This is a genomic window from Streptomyces sp. NBRC 110035 (assembly GCF_000829695.1).
Taxonomy (GTDB): Bacteria; Actinomycetota; Actinomycetes; order Streptomycetales; family Streptomycetaceae; genus Streptomyces.
On the sequence record NZ_BBNN01000038.1, the window covers coordinates 22383 to 47530 of the forward strand.

General features: G+C 72.7%; 24 protein-coding genes. 12 read left to right on the plus strand and 12 right to left on the minus strand.

What is annotated here, in order from left to right:
* Positions 1–26 precede the first annotated feature (26 nt).
* The 4 genes from TU30_RS25785 to TU30_RS25795 all read right to left on the minus strand — a co-directional run bounded on the left by TU30_RS25785 (position 27) and on the right by TU30_RS25795 (position 3588).
* On the minus strand, positions 27–1712 hold the full coding sequence (locus tag TU30_RS25785) for an HEXXH motif domain-containing protein (protein ID WP_052479909.1): 1686 nt from the start codon (positions 1710–1712) through the stop codon (positions 27–29).
* 155 nt (positions 1713–1867) lie between these two features.
* On the minus strand, positions 1868–2044 hold the full coding sequence (locus TU30_RS36155) for a hypothetical protein (RefSeq protein WP_158719363.1): 177 nt from the start codon (positions 2042–2044) through the stop codon (positions 1868–1870).
* 127 nt (positions 2045–2171) lie between these two features.
* Complete coding sequence (locus TU30_RS25790) at positions 2172–3281, minus strand: trypsin-like peptidase domain-containing protein (protein WP_042174211.1); 1110 nt, start codon at positions 3279–3281, stop codon at positions 2172–2174.
* A gap of 4 nt (positions 3282–3285) precedes the next feature.
* Positions 3286–3588 carry a trypco2 family protein gene (locus tag TU30_RS25795; protein WP_042174213.1) on the minus strand — a complete coding sequence of 101 codons (303 nt, stop codon included), beginning with the start codon at positions 3586–3588 and terminating at the stop codon, positions 3286–3288.
* A gap of 202 nt (positions 3589–3790) precedes the next feature.
* Here TU30_RS25795 and TU30_RS36160 point away from each other — a divergent pair, with 202 nt between their 5' ends.
* Positions 3791–3961, plus strand: a complete 171-nt coding sequence (locus TU30_RS36160) for a hypothetical protein (RefSeq protein ID WP_158719364.1) — start codon at positions 3791–3793, stop codon at positions 3959–3961.
* A gap of 9 nt (positions 3962–3970) precedes the next feature.
* Positions 3971–5800, plus strand: coding sequence for an HEXXH motif domain-containing protein (locus TU30_RS25800; RefSeq protein WP_052479910.1), 1830 nt, complete (start codon positions 3971–3973; stop codon positions 5798–5800).
* 324 nt (positions 5801–6124) lie between these two features.
* On the opposite strand, the gene TU30_RS25805 is transcribed toward TU30_RS25800, so the two are convergent.
* Positions 6125–7810: a bifunctional 3'-5' exonuclease/DNA polymerase gene (locus tag TU30_RS25805; protein WP_042174215.1), complete on the minus strand. Its 1686-nt coding sequence runs from the start codon at positions 7808–7810 to the stop codon at positions 6125–6127.
* A 102-nt stretch (positions 7811–7912) separates the two neighbouring features.
* Entirely contained in the window at positions 7913–8692 is a 780-nt protein-coding gene (locus TU30_RS25810) for a Clp protease N-terminal domain-containing protein (RefSeq protein WP_042174216.1), read from the minus strand.
* A gap of 95 nt (positions 8693–8787) precedes the next feature.
* Here TU30_RS25810 and TU30_RS25815 point away from each other — a divergent pair, with 95 nt between their 5' ends.
* The gene (locus TU30_RS25815; RefSeq protein WP_042174218.1) at positions 8788–9984 is read left to right on the plus strand and encodes a DUF2786 domain-containing protein; all 1197 of its coding nucleotides are present in this window, start codon (positions 8788–8790) and stop codon (positions 9982–9984) included.
* Positions 9985–10410: 426 nt separating this feature from the next.
* On the opposite strand, the gene TU30_RS25820 is transcribed toward TU30_RS25815, so the two are convergent.
* A complete protein-coding gene (locus TU30_RS25820) occupies positions 10411–10950 on the minus strand; it encodes a DUF4232 domain-containing protein (protein ID WP_042174220.1) in 540 nt (179 codons plus the stop codon).
* A gap of 95 nt (positions 10951–11045) precedes the next feature.
* Positions 11046–11675 carry a hypothetical protein gene (locus TU30_RS25825; protein WP_370626711.1) on the minus strand — a complete coding sequence of 210 codons (630 nt, stop codon included), beginning with the start codon at positions 11673–11675 and terminating at the stop codon, positions 11046–11048.
* A gap of 399 nt (positions 11676–12074) precedes the next feature.
* Between TU30_RS25825 and TU30_RS25830 the strand changes: the two genes are divergently transcribed.
* Positions 12075–12359 (plus strand): DUF397 domain-containing protein, encoded by a 285-nt coding sequence (locus TU30_RS25830; protein ID WP_042174222.1) that lies wholly within the window; start codon positions 12075–12077, stop codon positions 12357–12359.
* 186 nt (positions 12360–12545) lie between these two features.
* On the opposite strand, the gene TU30_RS25835 is transcribed toward TU30_RS25830, so the two are convergent.
* Complete coding sequence (locus tag TU30_RS25835) at positions 12546–13025, minus strand: ATP-binding protein (protein ID WP_042174224.1); 480 nt, start codon at positions 13023–13025, stop codon at positions 12546–12548.
* Positions 13026–13389: 364 nt separating this feature from the next.
* On the opposite strand from TU30_RS25835, the gene TU30_RS25840 reads away from it, so the two are divergent.
* From TU30_RS25840 to TU30_RS25865, 6 genes are all read left to right on the plus strand, one after another.
* Positions 13390–14214 carry a helix-turn-helix transcriptional regulator gene (locus TU30_RS25840; RefSeq protein ID WP_042174353.1) on the plus strand — a complete coding sequence of 275 codons (825 nt, stop codon included), beginning with the start codon at positions 13390–13392 and terminating at the stop codon, positions 14212–14214.
* A 129-nt stretch (positions 14215–14343) separates the two neighbouring features.
* On the plus strand, positions 14344–15804 hold the full coding sequence (locus TU30_RS25845) for an aldehyde dehydrogenase family protein (RefSeq protein WP_042174226.1): 1461 nt from the start codon (positions 14344–14346) through the stop codon (positions 15802–15804).
* 132 nt (positions 15805–15936) lie between these two features.
* Entirely contained in the window at positions 15937–16485 is a 549-nt protein-coding gene (locus TU30_RS25850; protein ID WP_042174228.1) for a DinB family protein, read from the plus strand.
* 25 nt (positions 16486–16510) lie between these two features.
* Positions 16511–17152 carry a PadR family transcriptional regulator gene (locus TU30_RS25855; RefSeq protein WP_042174229.1) on the plus strand — a complete coding sequence of 214 codons (642 nt, stop codon included), beginning with the start codon at positions 16511–16513 and terminating at the stop codon, positions 17150–17152.
* Between the two features lie 117 nt (positions 17153–17269).
* Complete coding sequence (locus tag TU30_RS25860) at positions 17270–18292, plus strand: daunorubicin resistance protein DrrA family ABC transporter ATP-binding protein (RefSeq protein WP_042174231.1); 1023 nt, start codon at positions 17270–17272, stop codon at positions 18290–18292.
* Positions 18289–19110, plus strand: coding sequence for an ABC transporter permease (locus tag TU30_RS25865; protein ID WP_078878515.1), 822 nt, complete (start codon positions 18289–18291; stop codon positions 19108–19110). Before TU30_RS25860 ends, TU30_RS25865 begins: the two co-directional genes overlap by 4 nt.
* A 17-nt stretch (positions 19111–19127) precedes the next feature.
* Here TU30_RS25865 and TU30_RS25870 read toward each other — a convergent pair whose 3' ends face one another.
* Positions 19128–20537, minus strand: coding sequence for a glutamate decarboxylase (locus tag TU30_RS25870; RefSeq protein WP_042174234.1), 1410 nt, complete (start codon positions 20535–20537; stop codon positions 19128–19130).
* Positions 20538–20907: 370 nt separating this feature from the next.
* Between TU30_RS25870 and TU30_RS25875 the strand changes: the two genes are divergently transcribed.
* Positions 20908–21669 (plus strand): MerR family transcriptional regulator, encoded by a 762-nt coding sequence (locus TU30_RS25875; protein ID WP_042174357.1) that lies wholly within the window; start codon positions 20908–20910, stop codon positions 21667–21669.
* Between the two features lie 63 nt (positions 21670–21732).
* Here TU30_RS25875 and TU30_RS25880 read toward each other — a convergent pair whose 3' ends face one another.
* Positions 21733–22098 carry a YbjQ family protein gene (locus TU30_RS25880; RefSeq protein ID WP_042174237.1) on the minus strand — a complete coding sequence of 122 codons (366 nt, stop codon included), beginning with the start codon at positions 22096–22098 and terminating at the stop codon, positions 21733–21735.
* Positions 22099–22235: 137 nt separating this feature from the next.
* Between TU30_RS25880 and TU30_RS25885 the strand changes: the two genes are divergently transcribed.
* Positions 22236–23261, plus strand: a complete 1026-nt coding sequence (locus TU30_RS25885) for a DedA family protein (RefSeq protein ID WP_042174239.1) — start codon at positions 22236–22238, stop codon at positions 23259–23261.
* 136 nt (positions 23262–23397) lie between these two features.
* On the opposite strand, the gene TU30_RS25890 is transcribed toward TU30_RS25885, so the two are convergent.
* Positions 23398–25107: a threonine/serine exporter ThrE family protein gene (locus TU30_RS25890; protein WP_042174241.1), complete on the minus strand. Its 1710-nt coding sequence runs from the start codon at positions 25105–25107 to the stop codon at positions 23398–23400.
* Positions 25108–25148: the final 41 nt, after the last annotated feature.

Sequence of the window (25148 nt, forward strand, 5' to 3'; positions counted from 1 at the left end):
TCCGGCATGCTCCGCCGCGGCAGGCTCTAGCGGGTGCCCAGCCAGGTGGCCAGCGTGATCGGGTCCGGTGGGGTGCCCGTGGCGTCGACCAGGGCCTCGTGCACCGCTCGGGCCCGTTCGGGGTGGTGGCACAGCAGCCGGGCCGCGGCAGGCGCGGTCCGCGTGAGGGCCAGCGCCCGGCCCAGGCCCGCCCACGCGGTGGGCCGGCGCGGTTCCTCGGCGAGGTGGGCCGGGTAGGCCCGGGCGGCGGCAGTGGCGTTGCCGCCGGTCAGGAGGACATCGACCAGGAGGACGTCGGCGGGGAGGGCTCCGGTGACTCCTGCCGCGGCCTTGCCGGGTTCCTCGGCCCAGGGACGGTCGTCGGACGTGGGGCCGAGCCGGTGACGGACGAGCATCGCCAGGCTGTCCAGCCAGCGGGCGGAGGTGTCGGTCACGACCTCGGGCCGGGCCGTCAGGGAGGCCGGGGGACTCTCCGCCCCGGCCAGCCAGGCGCGTACGGTCTCCGCCACGGCCCGCGCCGGGGGGCGGAGGTGGTGGCACCGCCAGCGGGCCGCGTGGTCGGCCGCGCACAGCCGGGCCAGCGCCGACGCGTCGCTGGGAACCGGTTCGTCCAGCCACCGGGTGCAGCGGTCGCGGAGGGTGGTGAGCAGGGTGGTGCCGAGAGGGGTGGAGCGGGGGTGGTCCCGCAGTTGTTCCAGCGCCCGTGCCGTCTGCGTCCGCCACAGGGCGAACTCGAAGTGGGCGACGGCGGTCCGCTCGCCGGCGGACCGGCGGTGGGTGTGCCAGAAATGGGTGATCCCCGTGAAGGCGTACACGCCCTGGAGCATTCCCGCCAGCGGCCTGGGGTCGTCCCGCCAGGGCGCGTAGAACAGCTTCCCGTCGTCGGCGTCGCCCGTCAGCAAGGGGGCCAGATGCAACAGCCCGCCCAGCTTGGTGTGCTGGAACTCGTGCACGAGCGTGGCGGCGAGCTGCACCGGGTCGTCGGGCTCCGAGGCCTCGATCCCGCCGAAGGCGTCCCCCGATGTCACGCTGCGCGGCCGAAACCTTTCCCTTGGCGGGGTCGGACTGATCGACAGGATTCCCCGACGCATGGCTCCCGCCGTTTCGGGCTGCTCCCGCAGGAGCACCTCCCAGGCCCGCTCCAGTACCCGGCGCCACTGCGCCGCCGTCTTGTGGGACAGCGGGCGCGGCTCGGTCGGCTGCGAGTACGTCCGGTACGGATCCACGTCGTCCAGTGCCACTTCGAGCCGGCGGCCCGCAGGTCCGACCTCGAGCCGGCGCAGCGGATACCACCCCGGCCCCGGGGACTCCGGCGCCGACGGTACGGCGACCGTGGCACCGGCGGCCTCGACGACGGCGCGTCCGGCCTGGGACCGCACCGTGGCCGTCGTCCACGGCGCGGTGGCGGGCAGCTCCGCGCAGCCGAGGGTGGGCAGGGGCACCCGGCCGTGACGCATCGGAACGTCGATGGTGAAGTCGAGTCCCGCGCGGAGCGCGGCCGCTGCGGCGAGTGCCGAGACGTGGCCGAGTACCACCCACAGGGGGGTTTCGTCCCGATGGGCGGTCGTTCCGCGCAGCCGGCGCAGCGCGGTGGCCAGCCACATGCCCGTCTGCGGGTACACGAGCACGTGGTCGACGGTGGCGGGCGAGCGTCGTTGCGCCGCACTGAGGAGGTCCCACGCGGGGCCGAGGTCCGTGTCCTCGTCGAGCATGCGCAACAGTAATAACCGACGGCTGCGTTCGGACCTCAGCAGGAGGCCCACGGTGTCCGGGCCTCCCTCCCCGAGGACGAGTTCGGCCAGACCGGCGGGCGGGAGGCGGTGGTGCGGGAGCGGCTGTTCAGCACGCACGGATGCCCCTGGCGGCGTCAGGTCCGCTCCGGGGTTCCGAAATCGCTGACGCTGGCGAGTGGGTGGTCGATTCCTTGCCGCAGTTGTTCCAACGACGCGGCGAGGGTTCTGCCGTCAAGGGAGCGCAGCGTTTCAAGGGACACCCCCGCGAGATCGACTAGGCTGGACTCGACGGCGGCCAGTGACGGCTCCATGACAGCCAAACCCCTTCCCCCGGCTTCTTGTCGTGCGGGCTGCTGGCATCCCCCTGATAATGGCCCGTTGTACAGGGAATGAAACCCCGTACCCCGGTGGCGCCGCGATATCAGGTCAGCCGTCCGCTCAGCGTCCGTCGTCTGCTCCGCGGTGACGCCGGGCCAGCTTCACCGCCTCCTGGTCCATACGGGCCACCCCGACGGAGTCGCCCTCCACCAACCGTATCGCCTCCAGGAGTTGGTCCAAGGTGCCGCGATAACGCAGACAGGTTCTGAGGATGCCGAGCACATCGAGGCGCACCGCGGAGGAGCGGGGGCTCATGGCCGCGACCACGGGGTCGACGCTGTTCAGCACCAGCGCCAGGGCGGTGCGGTCACCGACGGTGGGCAGGGCGGTCAACGCGGTCGCCAGACCATCGAGTTCGCGCAGGGGGAGGTTGTCGGGCAGTTCGGTCAGGCCGACCGGCCGCTCGGCCGCGTCCTGCGGCTCGGCGGGGAGGGCCGGATCGGCGGGCGTCGCGGGCAGTCCCGCGTGCCGGTGCAGCAGGTCCAGCTCGTCGCTGGTCAGCAGCTCGTACCAGCGGTCGACGCGGACGGCGGCGAGACGGCCCGGGCCGTCCGTGCGGTGGTGGGCGCTGACCAGGCCGATCAGGGTGCCCTCGTGCCAGACGGCCGCACCGGACATCCCCTCCCAGGGCGAGCGGTCCGGGTCGGAGTCGGCGCCGGGCGGGGTGACGGCGAGTTCGAGGGTGCCCTCGCGGCGGTTGGACAGGGCCGAGATCAATCCGACCGCGTGGCAGGAATCGCGGTAGAAGGCGGACAGTGACGTGGCGTCCCTGCGCAGCTTGAAACGGGGGAAGCCGACCGCGGTGAACGGCAGGGCGGCGTCCGTGTCGGGCACGGCGCCGTACGTGGGGGGTGCGACCGCGGCCGGACGAGCGCCCTCCGGCACCGGGTCCGTGATCTCCAGGAGTGCCACGTCGGCCTTGTCGGAGGCAAGTGCGACACGGGCGGACGCGCGCCACTCGCCGGCGCGGTCGGCCTCGAACCGTACGGTCGGGTCGGTCGGTTCGGCCCCGCGGACCACGTGCGCGGCAGTGAGGACCCAGCGGGGCCCCACGCGGTATCCGGACCCGCGGCGTCCGGCCGGGGCGCCGGACCCGCCGTGTCCGGCGCCCCGGCCCGCCGGCCGCACCAGCACCTCCGCCACCCGCAGCGGATCCAGTCCCGAAGCCACCTCTTCAGCGCTCCCGCTCGGCCTCGTCGCCGCTCACCCACGGCGCCCGGCCGCCACTGCTGCGGGTGCGCGGATCGAGGGTCAGCCTCACCCGGTGCGTGACGCTGTCCGCCAGCCGGCCGTCCGCGCCCGCCTCCACCACCCAGAAGCGGACCTTGCCCCCCGCCGTGGCCGACCGCTCCACCGCCACGGCCGCCTCCAGCTCCACCGGGCCCACCTCGAAGTAGAGGTCCTCGTCCGCCGAGGCGGTCCGCGCCGCCGTCAGCTCCCTGCGCAACTCCTCGATCATTTCCGCGAGTTCAATCACGCCCGGTTCATACCCGCGCCCTCCTTCCTTACGCGGCCGGCCTTCATGTCACTCGTTCCGGGCATATTCGGCACTGTTTTCCTGTGGGGTGAGGATGATGCGCTAGCTTCACTGAAGCGATCCGAAAACACCTGAAACAGTAATTTTCAGGTGCATGTCAGAGGTGGACGCATTGTCCTTCTATTGTCACAAAGGTGGCGCCGTGGAGAAGTCCGGAGTCGAATCGGAGCTGATCGACCTCAGCGGCATTTCATGGGATGACTGGCCCGCCCTGGACCTTCCGTCGGCCGAGGGTTCCATGCGGCGGCTGCTCGGTCGCATCGACGATCCCGCGAGCAGCCTCGGCGGCTACAACCCGCAGCGCGAATCCTAGGCGCCCTCCATGCATCAGACGGTCCGTCCGGCCCGCCCGCACGTCCTCGCGTCCCCGGCCTTCGACGAATTGCTGGGAGGCGGGGGCGGCCCGGCGACGGTGGACGCGCTGCGGGCGAGTGAGCGCAGTTGGCGGCTGCTCGTCGTACGGGCGCTCCTGGACGCCGCCGGATCGGCGCCCACCGGCCCCCTGCCCCCGCCGGCCGCGGGCTGGCAGCTGCTGGCAAGGGCCAGGGCGGTGGACGCGGAGTCGGTGGAAGAGCTGCTGGCCTATCCGGCCGTGGGGGTGTGGGCGGCCCACACCCTGCGTCGGCTGCGCGGAACGGCCGAGGACGACGCGCCGCTGTGGGTGCACACCGGGCACCTCCACGCGATCGCGGCGAGCGCGGCGGTCCGCGCCGGCCTGGAGTTCCGTACCGCCCTTCCGGTACGGCACGGCTGGGTGGCGCTGCCCGGGCTCGGGACGATGCGTGTGCCCGGGCCGTCGGAGTGGTCCGTGGCCGAGGTCGTCGCCCGCACCGACGGCCTACGGATCGCCGGGCGTCGGCCGGCGGGGCCGGACTGGCATCCACTGACCGAACTGCGCGCCGACGGATGCGTCATGCTCCTGGACGACTCCGACCCGTACCGCACCCTGCGCGCCCCGGCGGCCGCCGAACCGGTCGACCACGCCGCCGACTGGCAGCGGCTGTTCCGCGAGGCCTGGGAGATCCTGCGGGACACCGGCACCGGCATCAGCCCCGGTGCCGACTCCGGTACGCGCGTCGGGGAGGAGGCGCGGGCCCTCGCGCGTGGACTGGTGTCGCTGGTGCCCGGCCCGAGAGCCGAACGGTTCCGGCCGCACAGCGCCTCGTCGGGTGACGCGTACGGCGCGGCGCTGGCGTCGGTGCCGGACGACGGCGAACAGCTCGCGTCGACCCTGGTGCACGAGTTCCAGCACAACAAACTCAGCGCCTTCATGCACCTGTTCACGCTGTACGACGACCGGGGTGCCGCCCGGCTGTACTACGCACCGTGGCGCGACGACCCCCGGCCGCTGGGGGGACTCCTCCAGGGCGTGTACGCCTTCTTCGGCGTCACCGGGTTCTGGCGGAGACGCGGCCACCATGCGCTCGGGCAGTTCGAGTTCGCACTGTGGCGGTCCCAGACGGCGTACGCGCTGCGCGCGATCGGCCGGGCGGACGGGCTCACCGACCTGGGAGAGCGGCTGGTGGCCGAACTGACCCGGCGTCTGGAGCCCTTGCTGGAGGAACCGGTGGACGCCGGGGCCCGGTCCGCGGCCGAGCTCGCGACCGCGGACCACCGGGCGACCTGGCGGGCCTACCACCTGCGGCCCGAGCCACGGATGGTTCGGGCTCACGTGGAGGCCTGGGCGGGCGGCCGCCCGGCTTCCGCGGTCACGGGCGGACCGGTCCTCTCGTCGGGTGGACCGGTCCTCTCCCCGGGCGGGGCGACGCTCGTCCCGGGTGCTCCGGTGCGTGGCCTCGACACGCGCGCGGTCCTGCTGCGGTGGCTGCTCGCCGACCCGGCGGGCTTCGACGGACTGCGGGAAGACCCCGGCGCCACCGTGAGCGGGGCCCGTCCCGAGGATGTCGCCCTGGTCGCGGGCCGCGCGGCGGAGGCACTGCGCGCCTTCCGTGCCCGCATCCTCGGCGGCGACGGTGACCCCGAGACCTGGGTGGGGCTCGGTCTGGCGGCGCGGGCCGAGGGCGACCCGGCAGGCGAGGGGCTGCTCGCCCGCCCGCACCTGGCCATGGCCGTACACGGTGAACTGGGGGGACGAGCGGACCCCCTGGAGCTGGGCCGCGCGCTCGTGGCCGCGGAGGCCGACGGCGTCTGACCGGGTCCGGGCCCTGCATGCCGTGCCGTTGCTCGACGCCGGGCGCGGCGTCTTTGCCGACGGGTTGAAGGACGTCCTCCGGGGCGGCCCTCGTTCGTCTTCGCGCAGTTCCCGCCGCACCATCACAACCGTGTGGCCCGCCTGCGGCGGCTGCTCGACGGCCCGGTCCGGCCGGTCACCGTGATGCACCCGTGAACTCTCCGGCGAGCCGGTTCCTGGACCCGCCTCCGGGCCCGCCCCCGCCCGGCCCGCCTCCGGGCCGACCTCCCCGCGACCCGCCCCCGTTCCCCTCCCCGGGCCCGGCGGGGAGTCCGGGCTCCGTGGTCACTTCGCGTCCGCGTAGCACTCCACCACCGCCGTGGTGAACGGAAACCGCACCGGGGTCGGGCCGAACGTCAGCCGTCCGGCCAGCTCGGCCGCCTCCCGGATCACCCCCGCCACCGTCTCCGCCTCCTCCTCGGGGCAGTGCACGATCACCTCGTCGTGCTGGAAGAAGACCAGCTCGGCCGCCAGCTCCGTCAACGCCTGCCGCAGCGCGGCGAGCAGCAGCAGGGTCCAGTCGGCGGCGCTGCCCTGGACGACGAAGTTGCGGGTGAAACGGCCTCGCGCGCGGGCGTCGGTCGAGGCGTAGCCCGGTATCCACTGCCGGGCGGCGTCGGGCTCCTCCTCCGCGAGCGGGATGCCGGCCTCCTCCACCGCGTCGTCCGTCGTACGGGCCGCCGGCGGGCAGGTGCGGCCCAGCCAGGTCCGTACGAGACGGCCCTCCTCGCCGGCGCGGGCGGCCTCGTCGACGTAGGCCACCGCCGTGGGGAAGCGGCGTCTGAGGGCGGCGAGGTTCTTCAGGCCGTCGCCGGACGTCTGGCCGTAGACCGCGCCGAGGACGGCGAGCTTCGCCTGCGCGCGGTCACCCGAGAAGGCGCGGTCGGACACCGACTGGTAGAGGTCGGTCTCCCGGCCGGCCACCTCCATCAGCCCGGGATCGCGGGAGATCGCCGCGAGGACGCGCGGCTCCATCTGGTCGGCGTCGGCGACGACGAGCCGCCAGCCCGGGTCGGCGACCACCGCGCGGCGGATCACCTTGGGGATCTGCAGCGCGCCCCCGCCGTTGGTCACCCAGCGGCCGGTCACCGTCCCGCCCGCCAGGAACTCGGGCCGGAAGCGGCCGTCGCGCACCCAGTCCTGGAGCCAGGACCAGCCGTGGGCGACCATGATGCGGTACAGCTTCTTGTACTCGATCAGCGGTTTCACCGCCGGGTGGTCGAGGGATTCCAGTTCCCAGCGGCGGGTCGAGGAGACCTTGATCCCGGCCTGCGCGAACGCCTTGAGGACGTCGGCGGGCAGGTCGGGCCGGACCCGGCGGCCGAAGGCGGCGGACACCTCGTCGGCGAGCTCGGCCAGTCTGCGGGGCTCGCCGCCCGCGTACCGCTCGCCGAGCAGGTCGTGCAGCACCGCGCGGTGCACGTCCGCCCGCCAGGGCACCCCCGCGCGGTTCATCTCGGCGGCGACGAGCATCCCCGCCGACTCGGCGGCCAGCAGCAGCCGTATCCGGTCCGGGTGCGCGGTCGCTTCGGTCCGGCGCTGCTGCTCCGCGTAGACCGTGAGGAGGTCCGCCAGCGGGACGTGCGCGCCCCGGGGTTCGAAGAGGGGCGACTGCGCGCCCGGCTCGGCCGGACGCTGCGGCGGATCGGGCGGTACGGGGCCGCCCCGGAGCCGGGCCAGGGCGGCCGCGGCCGAACGGGGCTGCCCGTACCGCCCTTCGTGACCGAGCAGGAGCGTCTCGGCGGCCTCGACGTCGTAGCACCGCTCCACTCGCACCCCCGTGGCGAGCAGGCGCGGATGGACCTCGGCGGTGGACCGCCACACCCACCGCGTGACACCGGGACGGCTCCGTACGGCCTCGGCGGCATCCGCCTCCCGCCGCACCGCGGCGGCGGGCAGCCCGTCCGGGCCGAGGGGGGCGACGTCCACGCCACCGTCCTCGGCCGGAGCGAGCGCCCACCGGTCGGCCATGACGTGAGTGTGGCAGGGGGGTCTGACAACGGGGCCCGGTCAGAGGGTCCGGCCAGGGTGTCCGGTCGGGCGGTCCGGCCGCGGGGCGGACACCGGCCGGGGTCAGTTCTCCGGCGAGGGTGCCTGCTTCTGGTCGCCCCCCTCCTCCCGGCCGTCCTCCCGCCGCGTCGCCACGGCCTGCGCCAGCAGTTCGGTGACGTACCGCTCGGTGGCCGTCTTGTCGACGCCGAGTCCGCTGAGGACACCCTTGCCGTTCTCGTGCTCCAGGAGGGCGAGCAGGAGGTGCTCGGTGCCGATGTAGGGATGGCCGAGGCGGAGGGCCTCGCGGAAGGTGAGTTCGAGGACCTTCTTGGCCGCCGGGCCGTACGGCACCAGTTCGGGGGCGTCCTCGACGGCCGGCGGGAGGGCCGCGGCGGCGGCCGCGCGGACCGCGTCCAGGGTGACGCCCTGCTCGGTGATCGCCTTCGCGGCCAGGCCGCCCGGCTCGGCCAGCAGGCCGAGGACCAGGTGCTCGGGCAGGCCCTCGGCGTTGCGCGCGGCCCTGGACTCGTTGTGCGCGGCCATCACCACCGCGCGGGCGCGGGGCGTGTAGCGGTTGAAGCCCTCGTTCGGGTCGAGGGCGGCCGACTCCTTGGGTACGAAACGCTTCTGGGCCGCCTGCCGGGTGACGCCCATGCTCCTGCCGATGTCCGTCCAGGAGGCGCCCGAGCGCCGGGCCTGGTCCACGAAGTGGCCGATCAGGTGGTCCGCCACGTCGCCGAGGTGCTCCCCCGCGAGCACCGCGTCCTGGAGCTGCTGAAGGGGTTCCCCGTGGACCTTCTTGATGGCCGCGATGAGGTCGTCGAGACGTACGGATGAGGTGATGCCGGGACTCTTCGTCATGCGTCAACGGTAGGTTGACAGTGGATGGGTGTCAATCACGAGTTGACGCTTGGGGGGTGAAGCGGCGGACTTCCGGTGCATGGCACGATCGGCTCGTGAGCACGAGCACGTCCAGCACCGTCGAACGCGCCTTCCGGGCCGCCCTGTACGCCACCACCGACGACGCTCTCGACACCGGCGCGTCCCTGCTCGCCGCCGATCCGGCGGCGGACGCCGAACTCGACCGGCGGGGCCAGGAGTTCGTGGCGAACGCCTGGCGGCGCGGCTGGCAGCCCGCCGACGCCGTACGCATCGTCCGGCGTGAACTGGACGACGTGCACCTGAGGCTCGTCACGGCGCTGATCCGTGCGCAGGCGCCGCACGACCGGCCCCGGGGGCCCCGCTGGACCGCCCAGCTCGACGCGCTCGACGCCCTCGGTGGAACCGGCGCCGCTCCCGTGCCCCCGCGCCCGCCCCGCACCGACCGCTTCTCGCACGCCACGGCCGTACTGGAGCTGTACCGACTGCTGCTGCGCCTGCCCGCGCTCGAGCCCCTCGACGAGGCGGCGGCCGGGGCGGCGGGGAGCGCCGGGACGGCCGGCGGGGCGGGCCCCGAGGAGGGCGACCGGCGTCCGGAGTCCCGCATGCTCGGCCGCATCCGCGCACTGCTCGCCAAGGCGGAGGCGACCGGCTTCCCGGAGGAGGCGGAGGCGCTCACCGCCAAGGCGCAGGAACTGATGGCCCGGCACAGTGTCGACGAGGCCCTGCTCGCGGTACGGGCGCACGCGGCGACGGCGCCGGACGCGTGCCGGATCGGGGTGGAGGCGCCGTACGAGCAGACCAAGGCCGTGCTGCTCGACGCGATCGCCACCGCGAACCACTGCCGGGCCGTGTGGAACGAACCCCTCGGCTTCTCCACCGTGGTCGGCTTCGCCGCCGACCTGGAAGCGGTCGAACTGCTCTACACCTCACTGCTCGTGCAGGCCGGTACGGCCATGACGAAGGCGGAGGCGGCCCAGAAGGCGGGCGGCCGCAAGCGGACCAAGACCTTCCGGCAGTCGTTCCTCGCGGCCTACGCCCACCGCGTGGGCGCACGCCTGGCGGCTGCCGCCGAAGGCCGGACGAGCGGGCTGAGCGACGACCTGCTCCCGGTGCTCGCCTCCCGCGACGTCGCGGTCACCGAGCGGCTGGACCGCCTGTTCCCGGAGACGACGACCAGCAGACTGCGCGGGATGAGCGACGCGGCGGGGTGGGAGGAGGGTGCGCGGGCGGCGGACGACGCCCAGGTCGAAGCCCGCCGACGACTCGACTGAACCGGAGCGCGCAGCCCGGATCCCGGAGTCCGGAGCCCATAGTCCGCAGCCCGGATCCCGGAGTCCGCAGCCCAGAGTCCGGAGTCCATAGCCCGCAGCCCAGAGTCCGGAGTCCATAGCCCGCAGCCCGCAGCCCGCAGCCCGGAGTCCGGAGCCCATAGTCCGGAGTCCGGAGCCCGGAGCCCGGAGCCCGGAGGCGGAGCCTTCAGTCCGGGACACGGAGAGTCTGCGGTCGATGTGGTCCGTGTGCCCGGTCCGGAGCCCGCGCGGGTTGCGGGCCGAGGGGTGCCCGGCCCCGCGTGGTGGTGGGGTGCGGGCCGTCCGGCTGCGCGCGGGGCGGGGGCGGGGGTGCCGGTTGCCGGGCTCCGCGCGGGTCGTGGGTCTCGGTCGTCGTCCTGCCCGGATGCCGCCCGTTCCGCCCGCAGGTCAGTCGCCCGTCCGCTGGAAGGCGCTCACGGACGCGTCGGCCGCGGCCTCGCCCGGTTCCTCGACGGCCACCGGGCCGTATGTCCAGGGGAAGTCCCGGGTGGCGGAGTCGCCGGGGAGACCGATCCGCAGGGACGTGGCGTCCAGGCTCCCGTCCGTGCCCTCCGGCCCGCGTACGTAGGTGATCGTGAAGGAGGCCGCTTCGCCCTCCGCCAGGGTCAGCTCCTGCGCCGTGGCGCCCTCGGCCGGGGGCAGCGCGACGGGCTCGCCCCCGGCCACCAGGCTCGCCTCGGGGAAGCCGTCCAGGACGCAGGCGGCGCCCTGGTTGACGAGGCTCATGGGGACCTCGCCGGTGTCACCGGCGGCCGGGGCCTCGCTCGCGGGACCGGCCTCCAGGTTCACCGTCGCGCTCGAACAGGCCCCGCTCTCCTGCTTCGCGTCGTTCTCGTCCTTCGCTCCGTCACTCCTGTCCTCGCCGCCGCAGGCGGTCAGCAGGAGGAGGGCGGTGACAGCGGTGACGGCGATCGGCATGGCGCGCATGAGGATTCCCCTGGGTTCGTGGAGCAGCCCACAGATCATCACACCCCGAAGAGCCCTCCCGGCGCACCCGGAGGGCGGACGCCTCGCGGCAGGCTCTACGACCCGAGCCCGGCGGTCGGAAGTCCCGACGGCAGCCGGCCGCCCTCGGCCTTCGTGTACGTCTCGGTGCCGAGGGAGCCCTCCCAGGTGACCTTCAGGGCGGACCCGCTCACCGAGTCGACCGTGCCGTTCGCCCGGTCCCCGTCGCCGTCCGCGCAGTCGAGGCTGATCGTCGTCGCGGTTCCGGCATCCTCCTGTGCCGTGCCACTGCACACGGTGCCGCCCGTGGCGAAGAGGGCGGCCCGCTCGCCGGTGAACATCAGGGCCACCGCCCTGCCGTCGGCCGTGGTGAGCCAGCTGCCCTCCAGCTCACCCGCCGGGGCGCCACTCGCGTCCGAACCGTCCGGCTCGTCCGTGCCTTCGGTGCCGCCGTCGGGATCGCCGTCGGCCGGGGCGGACGGCGCCGCGGTGGGCGTGGAGGGGTCGTCACCGGAGTCGCCGTCGCTGCTGCACCCGGTGAGGGCGAGCGCGCCGGCCAGCCCCGCGGCCGCGGCCGCGAGCCGAACGCGCCGGCGGGACAGGGGGCGCCGGGAGCGCGTCGCCGCCGGGTCCGTCCCCGAAACCGCCTCCGAAACCGCCCCCGGGCCCTCCGGCGCCCCCGTACCGTCCTGATCCACCGATGTCACCGCTGGCCCCTCCCTGTAGCCGGCCCCGTCGGCCGGAACGACCGCTGCCAGCTAACAGGACGTACCCGGCGCCCCACCAGCCCGGGTGACCCGCCTCGCACTCCTCCGCCACCGTGCGGTGGCGGAGAAAGGAGACCGCTTGCAGGACTGAGGAGCCCGCGCGAGGACAGACGGAGAAAACGAGGAACACGAGGGTCCCGACGTGGGAACACGAGGGCCCTCGTACGCGTCTCCCCTCACGCGGGGTCCGGCAGGCCGGGCCGCAGGGCTGTAACTGCGGGAACACCCCGCGTGCACGTGCATCTGCCCATGCGTTTGCACTTGAACAAAGCTATGATCCGGGTCAGTTGACCACTGCATCAATGGCCACATCAGCCAGTGCACAACGGGGAGCGATCTGTGGACCACGACGTGTACGAGGGTGACGTGTACGGCGGCGCCGGCGCGCCCCGCGTGTACAACGGCATGGCGGCCACCGCGCTGAACGGTGTGGCCTGGCAGAAGAGCCGGCACAGCAACTCGCAGGGCTCCTGCGTGGAGTTCGCCCGGCTGCCGGGCGGCGAGGTGGCGGTGCGCAACTCCCGCTTTCCCGAGGGGCCCGCGCTCGTCTACACCCGGGCGGAGATCGAGGCGATGCTCCTCGGCATCAAGGACGGCGAGTTCGACCACCTGGTCGTCGGCTGACCCGGGCACGCCCTACGTGCTTGAGCACGCCCTACGCGCCCGGCGCGCCCGAACGCGCCCGAAGGCGCCGCCGTGCGCGTGGCGCGCGCCTCACCCGCCGCTCCCTCGCCCGGTGGCCCCGCGTCACGCGTGACGTGTCACGCGTGACGCGCGTAGAACGCGGCGTCCCGAGGTGCCGCGTTCTCGTCATGCGCCGCCGGGAGGCCGCAGCAGGAACAGTGCCCAGACCACCTTGCCGCGTCCGCTCCGCATCGGCTGCCAGCCCCAGCCGTCGCTGAACGACTCGACCAGGAGCAGCCCGCGGCCCGACTCCGCGGAGAAGTCGTCCGCCGTGCGGGCGACGGGGCTGCCGCGGCTCGGGTCGCGCACCGCGCACACCAGCCGTCCGGTCCACCGCATCAGATGCAGCCGTACCGGAGCCCCCTGCTCCGCCAGCCGCGGCGCGCCGGTCGGCAGGCCGTGCCGCAGGGCGTTGGTGACCAGTTCGGAGACGACCAGGCACACGTCGTCGAAACGGTCCTCCGCGCTCCACTGGTCGCAGATCTTCCGGGTGAACTGCCGTGCCTCGCGCACCGCTTCGTGGCGGGCGGGGAGGGCGCAGGAGGCGGTGTCGGACACGGCCGCGGGGTCCAGCGGCGGAAGGCCCTGCCGTAACGGCTCGAGCATGGTCGATCCATTCGTCCCCATGCGAGGCACTCCCGGAATTCGCGGTGGTAGCGATGCGGCGGTGGTGCGAAGGCCATGGTTTCGGATGCGTACGGCAGATGCAAGGGCAGATGCACGTGCAGCTGACCGAAATAGGCACTCCCGTACCGCTTGTTGGTCAATTTTTCCGCCATATTCACGCCCCTCCTGTCGCTTCCGTGGCGTGCTCTCCCTCTCTCCCTGCCCGAAACCTCGCCCCTGGCTCCCTTTCCGTAACCGGGCGAGTACTGCTCGGAGTGTTTTAGTGGCAGACTTCGGCCCCTGACAGACGTTGGGGAGGCTGGCGAACGTGAGCGCGGGAGAGCCGGGATCGGTGGTGCGGCGCATGCTGCTCGGATCACAACTCAGGCGACTGCGTGAGGCTCGGGGGATCACGCGCGAGGCGGCGGGCTATTCGATCCGCGCCTCGGAATCGAAGATCAGCCGGATGGAGTTGGGCCGGGTGAGCTTCAAGACCAGGGACGTCGAGGACCTGCTGACGCTGTACGGCATCGCGGACGAGCAGGAGCGCACCTCACTGCTCTCCCTGGCCAGAGAGGCCAATGTCGCGGGCTGGTGGCACAGTTACTCGGACGTGCTGCCCAGCTGGTTCCCCACCTACGTGGGTCTGGAGGGCGCGGCCGCACTCATCAGGGCGTACGAGGTGCAGTTCGTGCACGGCCTGCTGCAGACCGAGGAGTACGCGCGTGCGGTGGTCCGGCGCGGCATGGCCGGCGCGAGCGAGGCCGACGTCGAACGCCGGGTGGCGCTGCGCCTGGAGCGGCAGAAGTACCTGGTCTCCGAGAGCGCCCCCGAGTTCCACGTCGTGCTCGACGAGGCCGCGCTGCGCCGGCCGTACGGCGACCGCGAGGTGATGCGGGGGCAGTTCCAGCATCTGATCGAGATCTCCGAGCGGCCCAACATCCGGCTGCAGGTCATGCCGTTCGGGTTCGGCGGCCATTCCGGTGAGTCCGGCGCGTTCACCATCCTCGGCTTCCCCGAGTCCGACCTGTCGGACGTCGTGTACATGGAGCAGCTGACGAGCGCGCTGTACCTCGACAAGTCCGAGGACGTGGCCCAGTACGAGAAGGCGCTCAAGGAGCTCCAGCAGGACAGCCCGGGGCCTTCGGAGAGCCGGGACCTTCTGCGGGGTCTCCGCCAACTCTCCTGAAACATCAGTACGATGACGCTCGATCAGGCCGCGCGGACCGGACGGACACCGGCCCGTGCGGCCGGACCGTGAGGCCGATGCGGGGCGGGCCCGCCTCGGCGGCGAGGGATTGAGGGGTTGAGGGATCACATGTCGTCGTATTTCACCGACCTGGCCCAGCAGTACATCGACGGTGAGTGGCGTCCGGGCACCGGCTCCTGGGACATCATCGACTTCAACCCGTACGACGACGAGAAACTGGCGTCGATCACGACGGCCACCGTCGACGAGGTCGACGAGGCCTACCGGGCGGCGGCCCGCGCGCAGGAGCAGTGGGCGGCGACCAACCCGTACGCCCGCCGCGCGGTGCTCGAGAAGGCGCTCGCGCTGGTCGAGGAGCGCGAGGAGGAGATCACCGGGGCGATCATCGCCGAACTCGGCGGCACGCGTCTGAAGGCCGCCTTCGAGCTCCACCTCGCCAAGGAGTTCCTCCGCGAGTCGGTGCACCTGGCGCTGCGCCCCGAGGGGCGGATCATCCCCTCGCCGGTGGACGGCAAGGAGAACCGCGTCTACCGCGTGCCCGTCGGTGTCGTCGGCGTGGTCAGCCCGTTCAACTTCCCGTTCCTGCTGTCGCTGAAGTCGGTCGCCCCGGCCCTCGCGCTCGGCAACGGCGTGGTGCTCAAGCCGCACCAGAACACCCCGATCGTCGGCGGGGCGCTGATCGCGAAGATCTTCGAGGACGCGGGCCTGCCGGGCGGTCTGCTGAACGTCGTCATCACGGACATCGCGGAGATCGGCGACGCCTTCCTCGAGCACCCGGTCCCGAAGGTCATCTCCTTCACCGGCTCCGACGCGGTCGGCCGTCACGTGGCCACCGTCTGCGCCCGCCTCTTCAAGCGCTCGGTCCTCGAACTCGGCGGCAACAGCGCGCTGGTGGTCCTCGACGACGCCGACATCGACTACGCGGTCGACGCGGCCGTGTTCAGCCGGTACGTCCACCAGGGCCAGGTCTGCATGGCCGCCAACCGGGTGCTGGTGGACCGCTCGGTGGCCGACGAGTTCACCGAGAAGTTCGTCGCCAAGGTCACGTCCCTCAAGGCCGGCGACCCGCGCGACCCCGGGACGGTCATCGGCCCGGTGATCAACTCCCAGCAGGCGGACGCGCTGGCCGGTGTCGTCGAGCAGGCGCTCGCCGAGGGCGCGACCGCCCTGGTACACGGCACCCGGACCGACAACCTGGTCGAGCCGTCCGTGCTCACCGGCCTCCCCGCCGACTCCGCCCTGCTGCGGCAGGAGGTCTTCGGACCGGTCGCCTTCCTGGTCCCGTTCGACGGCGAGGAGGAGGCCGTACGCCTCGTCAACGACACCCCGTACGGCCTGAGCGGCGCCGTGCACACCGGGGACGTCGAGCGCGGGGTGAACTTCGCCAAGCGGATCGACACCGGCATGTTCCACGTGAACGACGGCACCGTGCACGACGAGCCGATCGTCCCCTTCGGCGGCGAGAAGAACTCCGGCAGCGGCCGGCTGAACGGCGAGGCGATGCTGGACGCCTTCACCACGGTCAAGTGGATCTCGGTGCAGCACGGCCGCAGCGGGTTCCCCTTCTGATCCGCCCCTTCCCGTTCCAGCCCGCCCCTCCACCCCGGGCCCTTGCGGACAGCACCTGTCCGCAAGGGCCCGTAGCGTCGTCGGTGTCAGGCCAACCGGGGTGAAAGCCCTCACCGACGAAAGGCGGCCGTCATGGTCACTCACGTTCCCGCGGAGACCCCGGGCGACGAGCGCGGGGCGCTGCTGGCGTTCATCGAGGAGCAGCGCGGGGGCATCCGCCGGTCGGTACTCGGCCTCACCGACGAGCAGGCCACGTCGCGGCCCAGCGCCGGCGAGCTGTCCCTGGCCGGGCTGCTCAAGCACGTCGCCGAGATCGAGCAGGGCTGGATCGCCCGTGCCAAGGGCGAGCCGCCGGCCGTCCACCGGGACGAGTCGAACTGGCACGAGTGCTTCCGGCTGGTCGGCGACGAAACGGTGGAGTCCTACCTCGCGTACTACGAGAAGGTGGCCGCCGGGACGGAGTCGTTCATCCGCGCGGTGCCCAGCCTCGACGACACCTTCCTGATGGCGAGGACGTCCTGGAACCCGAAGGACGAGTGGCTCTCGATGCGCTGGCTGTGTCTCCATCTGATCCGGGAGACCGCCCGGCACGCCGGCCACGCCGACATCGTCCGCGAGTCCCTGGACGGCGCCACCGCGTTCGAGCTGGTCGCGAAGGAGCAGGGCAGCTCCTGGGAGTGACCGCCCGCGGCCTACGCTGGGGCCCATGTCAGCGATCCGTCTCCTGGTGCTCGGCGCGGTGCGCCAGCACGGGCGGGCCCACGGCTACCAGGTGCGCAACGACCTGGAGTACTGGGGCGCGCACGAGTGGTCCAACGCCAAGCCCGGTTCGATCTACCACGCCCTGAAACAGATGGCGAAGCAGGGGCTGCTGCACGCGCACGAGACCGCGCCCTCGACGGCCGGCGGCCCGCCGCGCACCGAGTACGAGATCACCCCGGCGGGCGACGAGGAGTACTTCACACTGCTGCGCGAGGCCCTCGTCGCCTACGACCAGAAGACGGACGTGAAGTCGGCGGCCCTCGGCTTCGTCGTCGACCTGCCCCGGCAGGAGGCGACGGCGCTGCTCAAGGAGCGGATCCGGCGGATCGAGGAGTGGCGGGCCGCGGTCACCGAGCACTACGTGCCCGAGGGCGGTCCCGAACTGCTGGGCCACATCGGCGAGATCATGAACCTGTGGATGCACACGGCCGACGCCGAGGCCGAGTGGACCAGGGGCCTGGTCGGACGGATCGAAGCGGGCTCCTACACCTTCGCGGGGGAGGGCGAGCCGTTCGTCGGCATCCTGGCCGAGGACCAGGAGAACCCGTACGCGACGGGGGAGCGCCACCCGGGGGGCGACCGCTGAGGCGTCCGCGCGCCGGTCACCGGTCACCCCTCACGCGTTAATCAAGTTTGACCCATGGCCTTCCCCGGCTTACCGTGGCACCTGTAGTCAACTTTGACTAGCAAGGGGGTCGTTCCCATGACCGACGCGGTGATCACCGTCGAGGACGCACGGAAGACGTACGGCGCGACGCGAGGCGGCGGGGGCGGCGGGCCCGCGCTGGCCGGCCTCGACCTCACGGTCGCGCGCGGCACGGTGCACGCGGTGCTCGGCCCGAACGGCGCGGGCAAGACCACCCTGGTCCGCGTCCTGGCCACGCTGCTGCGGCCCGACGCGGGCCGGATCGAGGTCGCGGGCCACGACGTGGTGCGCGAGGCGTACGCCGTGCGCCTGCGCATCGGCCTCCTGGGCCAGCACGCGGCACTCGACGAGGAACTCGGCGGCCGGCAGAACCTCGAACTGTTCGGCCGCCTGCACCACCTGGGGACGCGACGGGCACGCGCGCGTGCCGAGGAACTCCTGGCGCGCTTCGGCCTCGCCGACACCGGCCGCAAGCCGGTACGGCAGTACAGCGGGGGCATGCGCCGCCGCCTGGACCTCGCCGCCTCCCTGATCACCGAGCCGGAGGTGCTCTTCCTGGACGAACCGACCACCGGCCTCGACCCCCGCGGCCGCGCGGAGGTGTGGGCCTCGGTGCGCTCCCTGGTCGGCGGCGGCACGACGGTCCTGCTCACCACCCAGTACCTGGAGGAGGCCGACCAGCTCGCCGACCGCATCTCCGTGGTGGACGCCGGCCGGGTCGTCGCCGACGGCACGGCGGACGACCTCAAGGCGGCCACCGGCGGCGACCGCATCGACGTCGTCCTGCGCGACGCCGGGCAGCTGGGCGCGGCCGTCGCCCTGCTGCCCGTACCGAAGGAAGAGATCACCGTGGACACCGACCGCAGGCTGCTCAGCGCCCCGGTCACCGACCGCATGGCGGCCCTGGCCGGGGTCGTCCGCGCGCTGGAGGAGGCCGGCGTCGAGGCCGAGGACGTCGCCCTGCGCAGGCCCACGCTCGACGAGGTGTTCCTGCGGCTCACCGCGACCGGAGACGACCGGGCCGGTGACGACCGGGCCGGCGAACTCGTAGGACGCACCCGAGGAGGCAGGTCCGCATGACCACCCACGCGCCGCTCACACACCCGACGGCCGCCCGCGCGCGGACCGGCCGCGTACGGACCGCGCACGCCCTGACCGACTCCTGGACCATGACCCGCCGTGAGCTCTCCCGCTGGCGGCGGCAGCCGGTCGCGGCGGTGGTCGGCCTGGTCTTCCCTGTGATGCTGCTGCTGATGTTCGGCTACCTGGTCGGTGGCGGCCGGGGAGTGAGCGGCGACTACCTCGACTACCTGGTCCCCGGCATGCTCGCGCTCACCATGGCCTTCGGCCTGGAGGGCACCATGGTCGCCGTCACCCGGGACCTCGACAAGGGCGTCATCGACCGCTTCCGCTCCATGCCCATGGCGAACGGCGCGGTCCTGGTGGGCCGTTCCGCGGCGGACATGCTCCAGTCGGCGCTCGGCCTCACGGTGCTCCTGGCCGTCGCCGCCGCGCTCGGCTGGCGCAGCGGCGGCGGCCCGGCCGGTTTCCTGGGCGCCGTGGGGCTGCTCCTGCTGTTCCGCTTCGCCATGCTGTGGATCGGCATCCACCTGGCGCTGGTGGCGGGGAAGCCCGAACTGGTGCAGGCGGTGCAGATCCTGGTCTGGCCGGTCGGCTTCCTGTCCACCGCCTTCGCCGCGCCCGAGTCCATGCCGGACTGGCTCGGCACGGCCGTCCAGTGGAACCCGCTCTCGCAGACGGCCACGGCCGTCCGCGACCTCTTCGGCAGCCCCGGCGGGGAGCCGGGGCACGTGGGGGCCGCCGTCGCCTGGCCGCTGGCCCTGCTCGCGGTGTTCTTCCCGCTGGCGGTACGCAGGTTCGCGCGGCTCAGCCGCTAGCGGGCCCCGCGGCCCGCTCAGTGATGGAACCCGGTGGCCGCGTTCCTGTCCTCGGTCAGGGGACGCGGCTGCCGGCGCAGGTCCGGGAGGAGCCGGGTCAGGTCCTCGGCGAACAGGTCGGCGAGGTCCTCGGAGAAGCCGTTGCGGCACACCACCCGCAGCACCGACAGGTCCTGGCGGTTCGCCGGGAAGGTGTACGCGGGCACCAGCCAGCCGTTCTCCCGCATCCGCCGGGACACGTCGAAGACGTCGAACGCCGTCACCCCGGGCGCGGTCGTGAACGCGAACACCGGCAGCTCGTCGCCCCGGGTCAGCAGCCGGAAGTCGTCGGTCTCCCCGATCCGTCCGGCGAGCCCGCGCGCCACGTCGCGCGCGGCCTGCTGCACCGCGCGGTATCCGTCGCGGCCCAGCCGCAGGAAGGTGTAGTACTGCGCCACCACCTGGGCGCCCGGACGGGAGAAGTTCAGGGCGAACGTCGGCATGTCGCCGCCCAGGTAGTTCACCCGGAAGACCAGTTCCTCGGGCAGGGCGTCCGCGTCCCGCCACAGTGCCCAGCCGACGCCCGGGTAGACCAGCCCGTACTTGTGCCCCGAGGTGTTGATCGACGTCACGCGCGGGAGGCGGAAGTCCCACACCAGGTCGTCGTCGAGGAAGGGCGCGATCATCGCGCCGGACGCCCCGTCGACGTGCACCGGGACGTCGAGGCCGGTGCGCTCCTGGAGCCCGTCGAGCGCCGCGCACAGGTCCGCGACCGGCTCGTAGGACCCGTCGAAGGTGGAGCCCATGACGCCGACGACGCCGATGGTGTTCTCGTCGCACATCGCTGCGGCGGCCCGCGCGTCGAGATGGAACCGGTCGCCCTCCATGGGCACCTGACGGGCCTCCACCTCCCAGAAGGTGCAGAACTTCTCCCAGCAGACCTGGACGTTGACGCCCATCACGAGGTTCGGCCGGGCGTCCCTCGACGGGTACCGGTCGCCGTTGCGCCGCGCCCAGCGACGCTTGAGCGCCATCCCGGCGAGCATGCACGCCTCGCTCGACCCGGTCGTCGAACACCCCACGGCCACCGACGGGTCGGGCGCGTGCCACAGGTCCGCGAGCATCGACACACAGCGCCGCTCCAGCTCGGCGGTGCGCGGGTACTCGTCCTTGTCGATCATGTTCTTGTCCCGGCACTCCGCCATCAGCAGGCCGGCCTCCGGCTCCATCCAGGTGGTGACGAAGGTGGCCAGGTTCAGCCGTGCGTTGCCGTCCAGCATCAGCTCGTCGTGCACCAGCTGATACGCCGTCGCGGGCGCCATCGGCGCGTCGGGCAGCCGGTGCTTGGGCGGCGCCTCGGTCATGTCCCCGAGGGGGTTGGCCGGGCCCAGGAAGGGGTTGACGGACAGGGGGCGCTCATCGCGCCGGGGAACATCGTGCAACGGCATGGATGCCTCCGGGGGGCGTAGGGAGGGTCGGGGATCCGGAGATCCGGGGATTCGTGCGGGAGGCCGTGCGGGCGGGGGCGCGGGAGGAAGGGAGCACGAAGTGCCTGCCGCCCCCACGACCGGCGCGGGGGCGGCGGACGGCGGCAGGGCGCGTGCCCGGGGCGCCGGAGCGGCGGAGGGCGCCTGCCGTGCGCTGTCCTGGACCACGCGCACACGATAGACGGACCAATGGTGTGAAGCCGTGCGAAACGATCGGTGTGGAGAGGGCTGCGTGAACGGTCGGGGTGAGCGTTCGGGGAAACCGGCTTGCACCTCACGTGGCGTGAGGACTCAGGGTGGAGTGCGTACCGAGAACGAAGAGGGAGCGGAAGTGAGTCACTCCGTGGGACAGGTGGCCGGCTTCGCCGGGGTCACGGTGCGCACCCTGCACCACTACGACGACATCGGCCTGCTCGCCCCGAGCGAGCGCAGCCGCGCGGGTCACCGGCGTTACACCGACGCCGACCTCGACCGGCTGCAGCAGATCCTGTTCTACCGGGAACTCGGCTTCCCGCTCGACGAGGTCGCCGCCCTGCTCGACGACCCGCAGGCGGATCCGCGCGCGCACCTGCGCCGGCAGCACGACCTGCTGACCACCCGGATCGAGAGGCTGCAGAAGATGGCGGCGGCCGTGGAGCACGCCTTGGAGGCACGCACGATGGGGATCAGCCTGACGCCCGAGGAACGGTTCGAGGTGTTCGGGGACCACGACCCGGACCAGTACGAGGACGAGGTCCGGGAGCGCTGGGGCGACACCGACGCCTACCGGCAGTCCCGGCAGCGGACCGCGTCCTACACCAAGGAGGACTGGAAGCGCGTCACCGAGGAGCTCGACTCCCTCCACCGGCGCATGGCCGACCTGATGTCCGCCGGTACCCCGGCCGACTCCGGGGATGCCATGGACGCGGCGGAGGAGCACCGGCTCTTCGTCACCCGCGCGTACTACGACTGCGGGCACGAGATGCACACCTGCCTGGGCGAGATGTACGTGGCCGACCCGCGTTTCACGCGGACGTACGAGAGCATCCGCCCCGGCCTGGCGGTCTACCTGCGCGACGCGATCGTGGCCAACGCGGCCCGGCACGACGGCTGAGCCCGTACCGCCGCACGGTGCGCCGCCCGAGCCCTGCCGGGGGCCGGGCGGCGCGCCGCGCGGTCACTCGCGTACGAGGACCACCGCGGTGCCGTACGCGCACACCTCGGTGCCCACGTCCGCCGCGTCCGTGACGTCGAAACGGAACGCCAGCACCCCGTTGGCGCCCCGCGCGCGGGCCTGCTCGATCAGTCGCTCCATGGCCTGGTTGCGGGTCTCCACGAGCGTCTTGGTCAGCCCTTTGAGTTCCCCTCCGACCATCGACTTCAGACCGGCGCCGATCTGGCTGCCGAGGTGGCGGGACCTCACGGTCAGCCCGAAGACCTCTCCGACCACTTCCTGCACCCGGTACCCCGGGACGTCGTTCGTCGTGACCACCAGGACGTCGGGCCCGGGGCCCTGTCCACCGCCGTACTCCTCGATTCCCATGGCCCCCAGCTTCGCCGGGGAGGGGGCACGGTGCAATCCTGGGTACGCCCCGTGGAACCCGGGCCGGGACGGCTGCGTTGATAGCTTTGGCACCCAGCCCCCGCCCGCCCCCCTCAACCAGCAGGAGCCACAGCCCCGTGACCACCCTTGCGCTCGGCCCCGAGTGGCTGAGCCCGGACTACCTGATCGAGACCTTCAGCCTTCCCGGCATCCTGCTGATCGTCTTCGCCGAGTCCGGATTCTTCGCGTTCCTGCCCGGTGACTCCCTGCTGTTCACGGCGGGCCTCTTCGTGGCCGAGGGCAGCTACATCACCCAGCCGCTGTGGCTGGTCTGTACGCTGATCGTGCTCGCCGCAGTCCTGGGCGACCAAGTCGGCTACACGATCGGCAAGTTCTTCGGGCCGAGGATCTTCAGCCGTCCCAACTCCAAGCTCTTCAAACAGGAGAACCTGGAGAAGGCCCACGAGTTCATGGAGAAGTACGGCCCGAAGGCGATCGTGCTGGCCCGCTTCGTGCCGATCGTGCGCACCTTCGCCCCCATCACGGCGGGCGCGGGCCGGATGAAGTACCGCACGTTCCTCACGTACAACGTCATCGGCGGCGTGGCCTGGGGCTCGGGCGTCACGCTCGCCGGCTACTGGCTCGGCCAGATCGAGTTCATCAAGACCAACGTCGAGTCGATCCTCATCCTGATCGTCTTCCTCTCGGTGGTCCCGATCATCGTCGAGTACCTGCGGGAACGCGCGAAGAAGAAGCGCGGCGCCGTCGAGACCCCGGACGCCCCGCAGCAGGACGAGTACGACGCGTACGTCAGCCGGCAGGCCGCCGAGTACGCCCGGCAGCCGGTCATGGACGACGCCACGACCCAGCTCCGCCGCATCACCCCGGACGGACCGCGGCCCCGGCAGCAGCAGGCCCCGCAGCCCCAGCAGCCCTACGGCAACCAGGGTTACCCGCACCAGCAGCCCCGGCCCCAGCAGCCCCAGCAGCCCTACGGCGGAGGCCAGGGCGGGTACGACCAGCACTACGGCGGGCAGCAGTATCCCCAGGGCCAGGGCCAGGGCCAGGGCCAGGGCGGGGCGCAGGGGCAGCCTCAGGCACCGCAGGGTCAGGGGCACGGCCAGGACTACAACCAGCAGCCGCCCCACCCCCGCGGTTACTGAACCGCCGTTCCGAACCCGTACCGAACACGTCCCCGGGGTGCGCGACCGCTCGCGCACCCCGGGGATCCGTGTACCCGGTGGCCCGGGGATCCGAGGAACCGGTGGCCCGGTGGCCCGTGTACCCGGTGGCCCGGGGTCAGAAGCCGCGTGTCCGCTTCGCCGCCCTGCGCTTCTCGGCGGAGCCGACCCGCAGGAACAGCCGGGAGATCTCCGAACCGAGGTTCACCCCGATCGCGATGGCCATGGCGAGCGCCACCGCCTTCGAGAGGGACAGCAGCCCCTTGTCCACCTCGTTCTGGGCGATCGCCAGCAGACCGAAGTACGTGGCGGAACCGGGCAGCAGGGGCCCGATCGCCGCCGTGATGTACGGCAGCGCCGAAGCGAACCGGTACCGGGACAGCAGCTGTCCGAACAGTCCCACGAGCCCCGCCGCCGCGGCGGTGGAGGCCACCGGCGAGATGCCGCCCGCGTAGTGCATCGCGCCGTACACCACCCAGGCGACGCCGCCGTTGAGGGTGACCAGCAGCACCGTGGACCGCTCCTGCTGGAGCAGCACCGCGAAGGCCAGCGACAACCCGAGCGACGCGGTGATCTGCAGCAGCGGCCGGTCGGTCAGGACGAGTGCGGCGTCGGGGTTCAGCTTCGCACCCAGCTGCACGCCGAAGTAGAGCACCACCAGCACGCCGGTCACGATGCCCACGAAGAAGTACAGAACCTCCAGGAGCCGCGCGGAGGCGGTGATGTAGAAGCCCGTCAGACCGTCCTGCACGCCTGCCACCAGCGCCCGTCCCGGCAGCAGGGCGAACAGCCCACCGGTGATCACGGCGGAGGCCTTCACGTCCGCGTGCGCCAGCGTCAGTGCGACGCCCATCGCGGCCGGCGGCATCGCGGCCACCGTGAACTGGTAGAACTCCGGCAGTCCCCGGTCGGCGCACTTCCAGGCCAGCCGGTCGCCGAGCATCGCGCCCACCGCCGCGGCCACGAAGACCAGGAGACCACCGCCGACCAGTACCGAGGCCGAACCCGCCAGCAGCCCGCTGGCCGCGTTCAGCACCCAGGTGGGGTAGGGGTGCCGGTTGCGGCGGATCTCCGCGAGCCGCCGGTAGGACTCCTCCAGGGAGATGTGCGTCTCGTCGTCGCTGAGGTCGTCCACCAGCTGGTACACGGCCGCCAGGCGGGTGTAGTCGGTGCCCCGGCGGCGCACCGTGCGCGACGCGGTCACCGGGTCCTCCACCAGCGACGGCTGGTGGGAGATCGACAGCAGGGTGAAGGTGACGGTCGGCTCGCAGCGGTCCAGGCCGTAGGAGCGGCAGACGGCGAACATCGCCCCCTCCACGTCCTCCGCGCCCTCGCCGCCCGCCAGCAGCAGCTCCCCGATACGCAGCGTCAGGTCGAGCACGCGCGGCACGGCGGGCCCGGTGTCGTCGTCGTGCCGGTGCACCTGTTCCGGTGCCGGCCGCTCGGTCACCGGCATGCGCAGCATGGTGCGCATCCGGTCCTGCCAGGGCACGTCCCGGTGCAGGGAGACGGACGGGATCCCGTTGGGCGGGGTGAAAGCCGGCGGAGCCTGCTTGACCTGGTACGTACTCGGCGGGTTGAACGCCGACCCCTCCGTCTCGACGGGCGGTGGGGGAGCCGTGTCCAGGCCCTCGGGCAGGGCGAACTCCGACGTCGTCTCCGACTCCGTGGGGACCCGCGGGGCCCTCATGAGCGCCAGCCCTTCCGGAACGGCGAACTCCGACGTCGTCGACGACTCCGTATCCACCGGAGCCACCAGTCCGACCCGAGAGCCGAAGCCGCTCCTCGCCTCGTCCGACCGGCGTTTGCGGTCCTCCGCGTCCGTCACCTGCGCTGCGCTCCCTGCTACGACATGTCCCTGCTGCTTGC

Bases quoted from the DNA above. Each gene is read 5' to 3' on its own strand.
- TU30_RS25785 (WP_052479909.1), bottom strand. From the start codon at position 1,712: ATGCTCGACGAGGACACGGACCTCGGCCCCGCGTGGGACCTCCTCAGT.
- TU30_RS36155 (WP_158719363.1), bottom strand. From the start codon at position 2,044: ATGGAGCCGTCACTGGCCGCCGTCGAGTCCAGCCTAGTCGATCTCGCG.
- TU30_RS25800 (WP_052479910.1), top strand. From the start codon at position 3,971: ATGCATCAGACGGTCCGTCCGGCCCGCCCGCACGTCCTCGCGTCCCCG.
- TU30_RS25805 (WP_042174215.1), bottom strand. From the start codon at position 7,810: ATGGCCGACCGGTGGGCGCTCGCTCCGGCCGAGGACGGTGGCGTGGAC.
- TU30_RS25810 (WP_042174216.1), bottom strand. From the start codon at position 8,692: ATGACGAAGAGTCCCGGCATCACCTCATCCGTACGTCTCGACGACCTC.
- TU30_RS25820 (WP_042174220.1), bottom strand. From the start codon at position 10,950: ATGCGCGCCATGCCGATCGCCGTCACCGCTGTCACCGCCCTCCTCCTG.
- TU30_RS25835 (WP_042174224.1), bottom strand. From the start codon at position 13,025: ATGCTCGAGCCGTTACGGCAGGGCCTTCCGCCGCTGGACCCCGCGGCC.
- TU30_RS25840 (WP_042174353.1), top strand. From the start codon at position 13,390: ATGCTGCTCGGATCACAACTCAGGCGACTGCGTGAGGCTCGGGGGATC.
- TU30_RS25845 (WP_042174226.1), top strand. From the start codon at position 14,344: ATGTCGTCGTATTTCACCGACCTGGCCCAGCAGTACATCGACGGTGAG.
- TU30_RS25850 (WP_042174228.1), top strand. From the start codon at position 15,937: ATGGTCACTCACGTTCCCGCGGAGACCCCGGGCGACGAGCGCGGGGCG.
- TU30_RS25855 (WP_042174229.1), top strand. From the start codon at position 16,511: ATGTCAGCGATCCGTCTCCTGGTGCTCGGCGCGGTGCGCCAGCACGGG.
- TU30_RS25860 (WP_042174231.1), top strand. From the start codon at position 17,270: ATGACCGACGCGGTGATCACCGTCGAGGACGCACGGAAGACGTACGGC.
- TU30_RS25865 (WP_078878515.1), top strand. From the start codon at position 18,289: ATGACCACCCACGCGCCGCTCACACACCCGACGGCCGCCCGCGCGCGG.
- TU30_RS25870 (WP_042174234.1), bottom strand. From the start codon at position 20,537: ATGCCGTTGCACGATGTTCCCCGGCGCGATGAGCGCCCCCTGTCCGTC.
- TU30_RS25880 (WP_042174237.1), bottom strand. From the start codon at position 22,098: ATGGGAATCGAGGAGTACGGCGGTGGACAGGGCCCCGGGCCCGACGTC.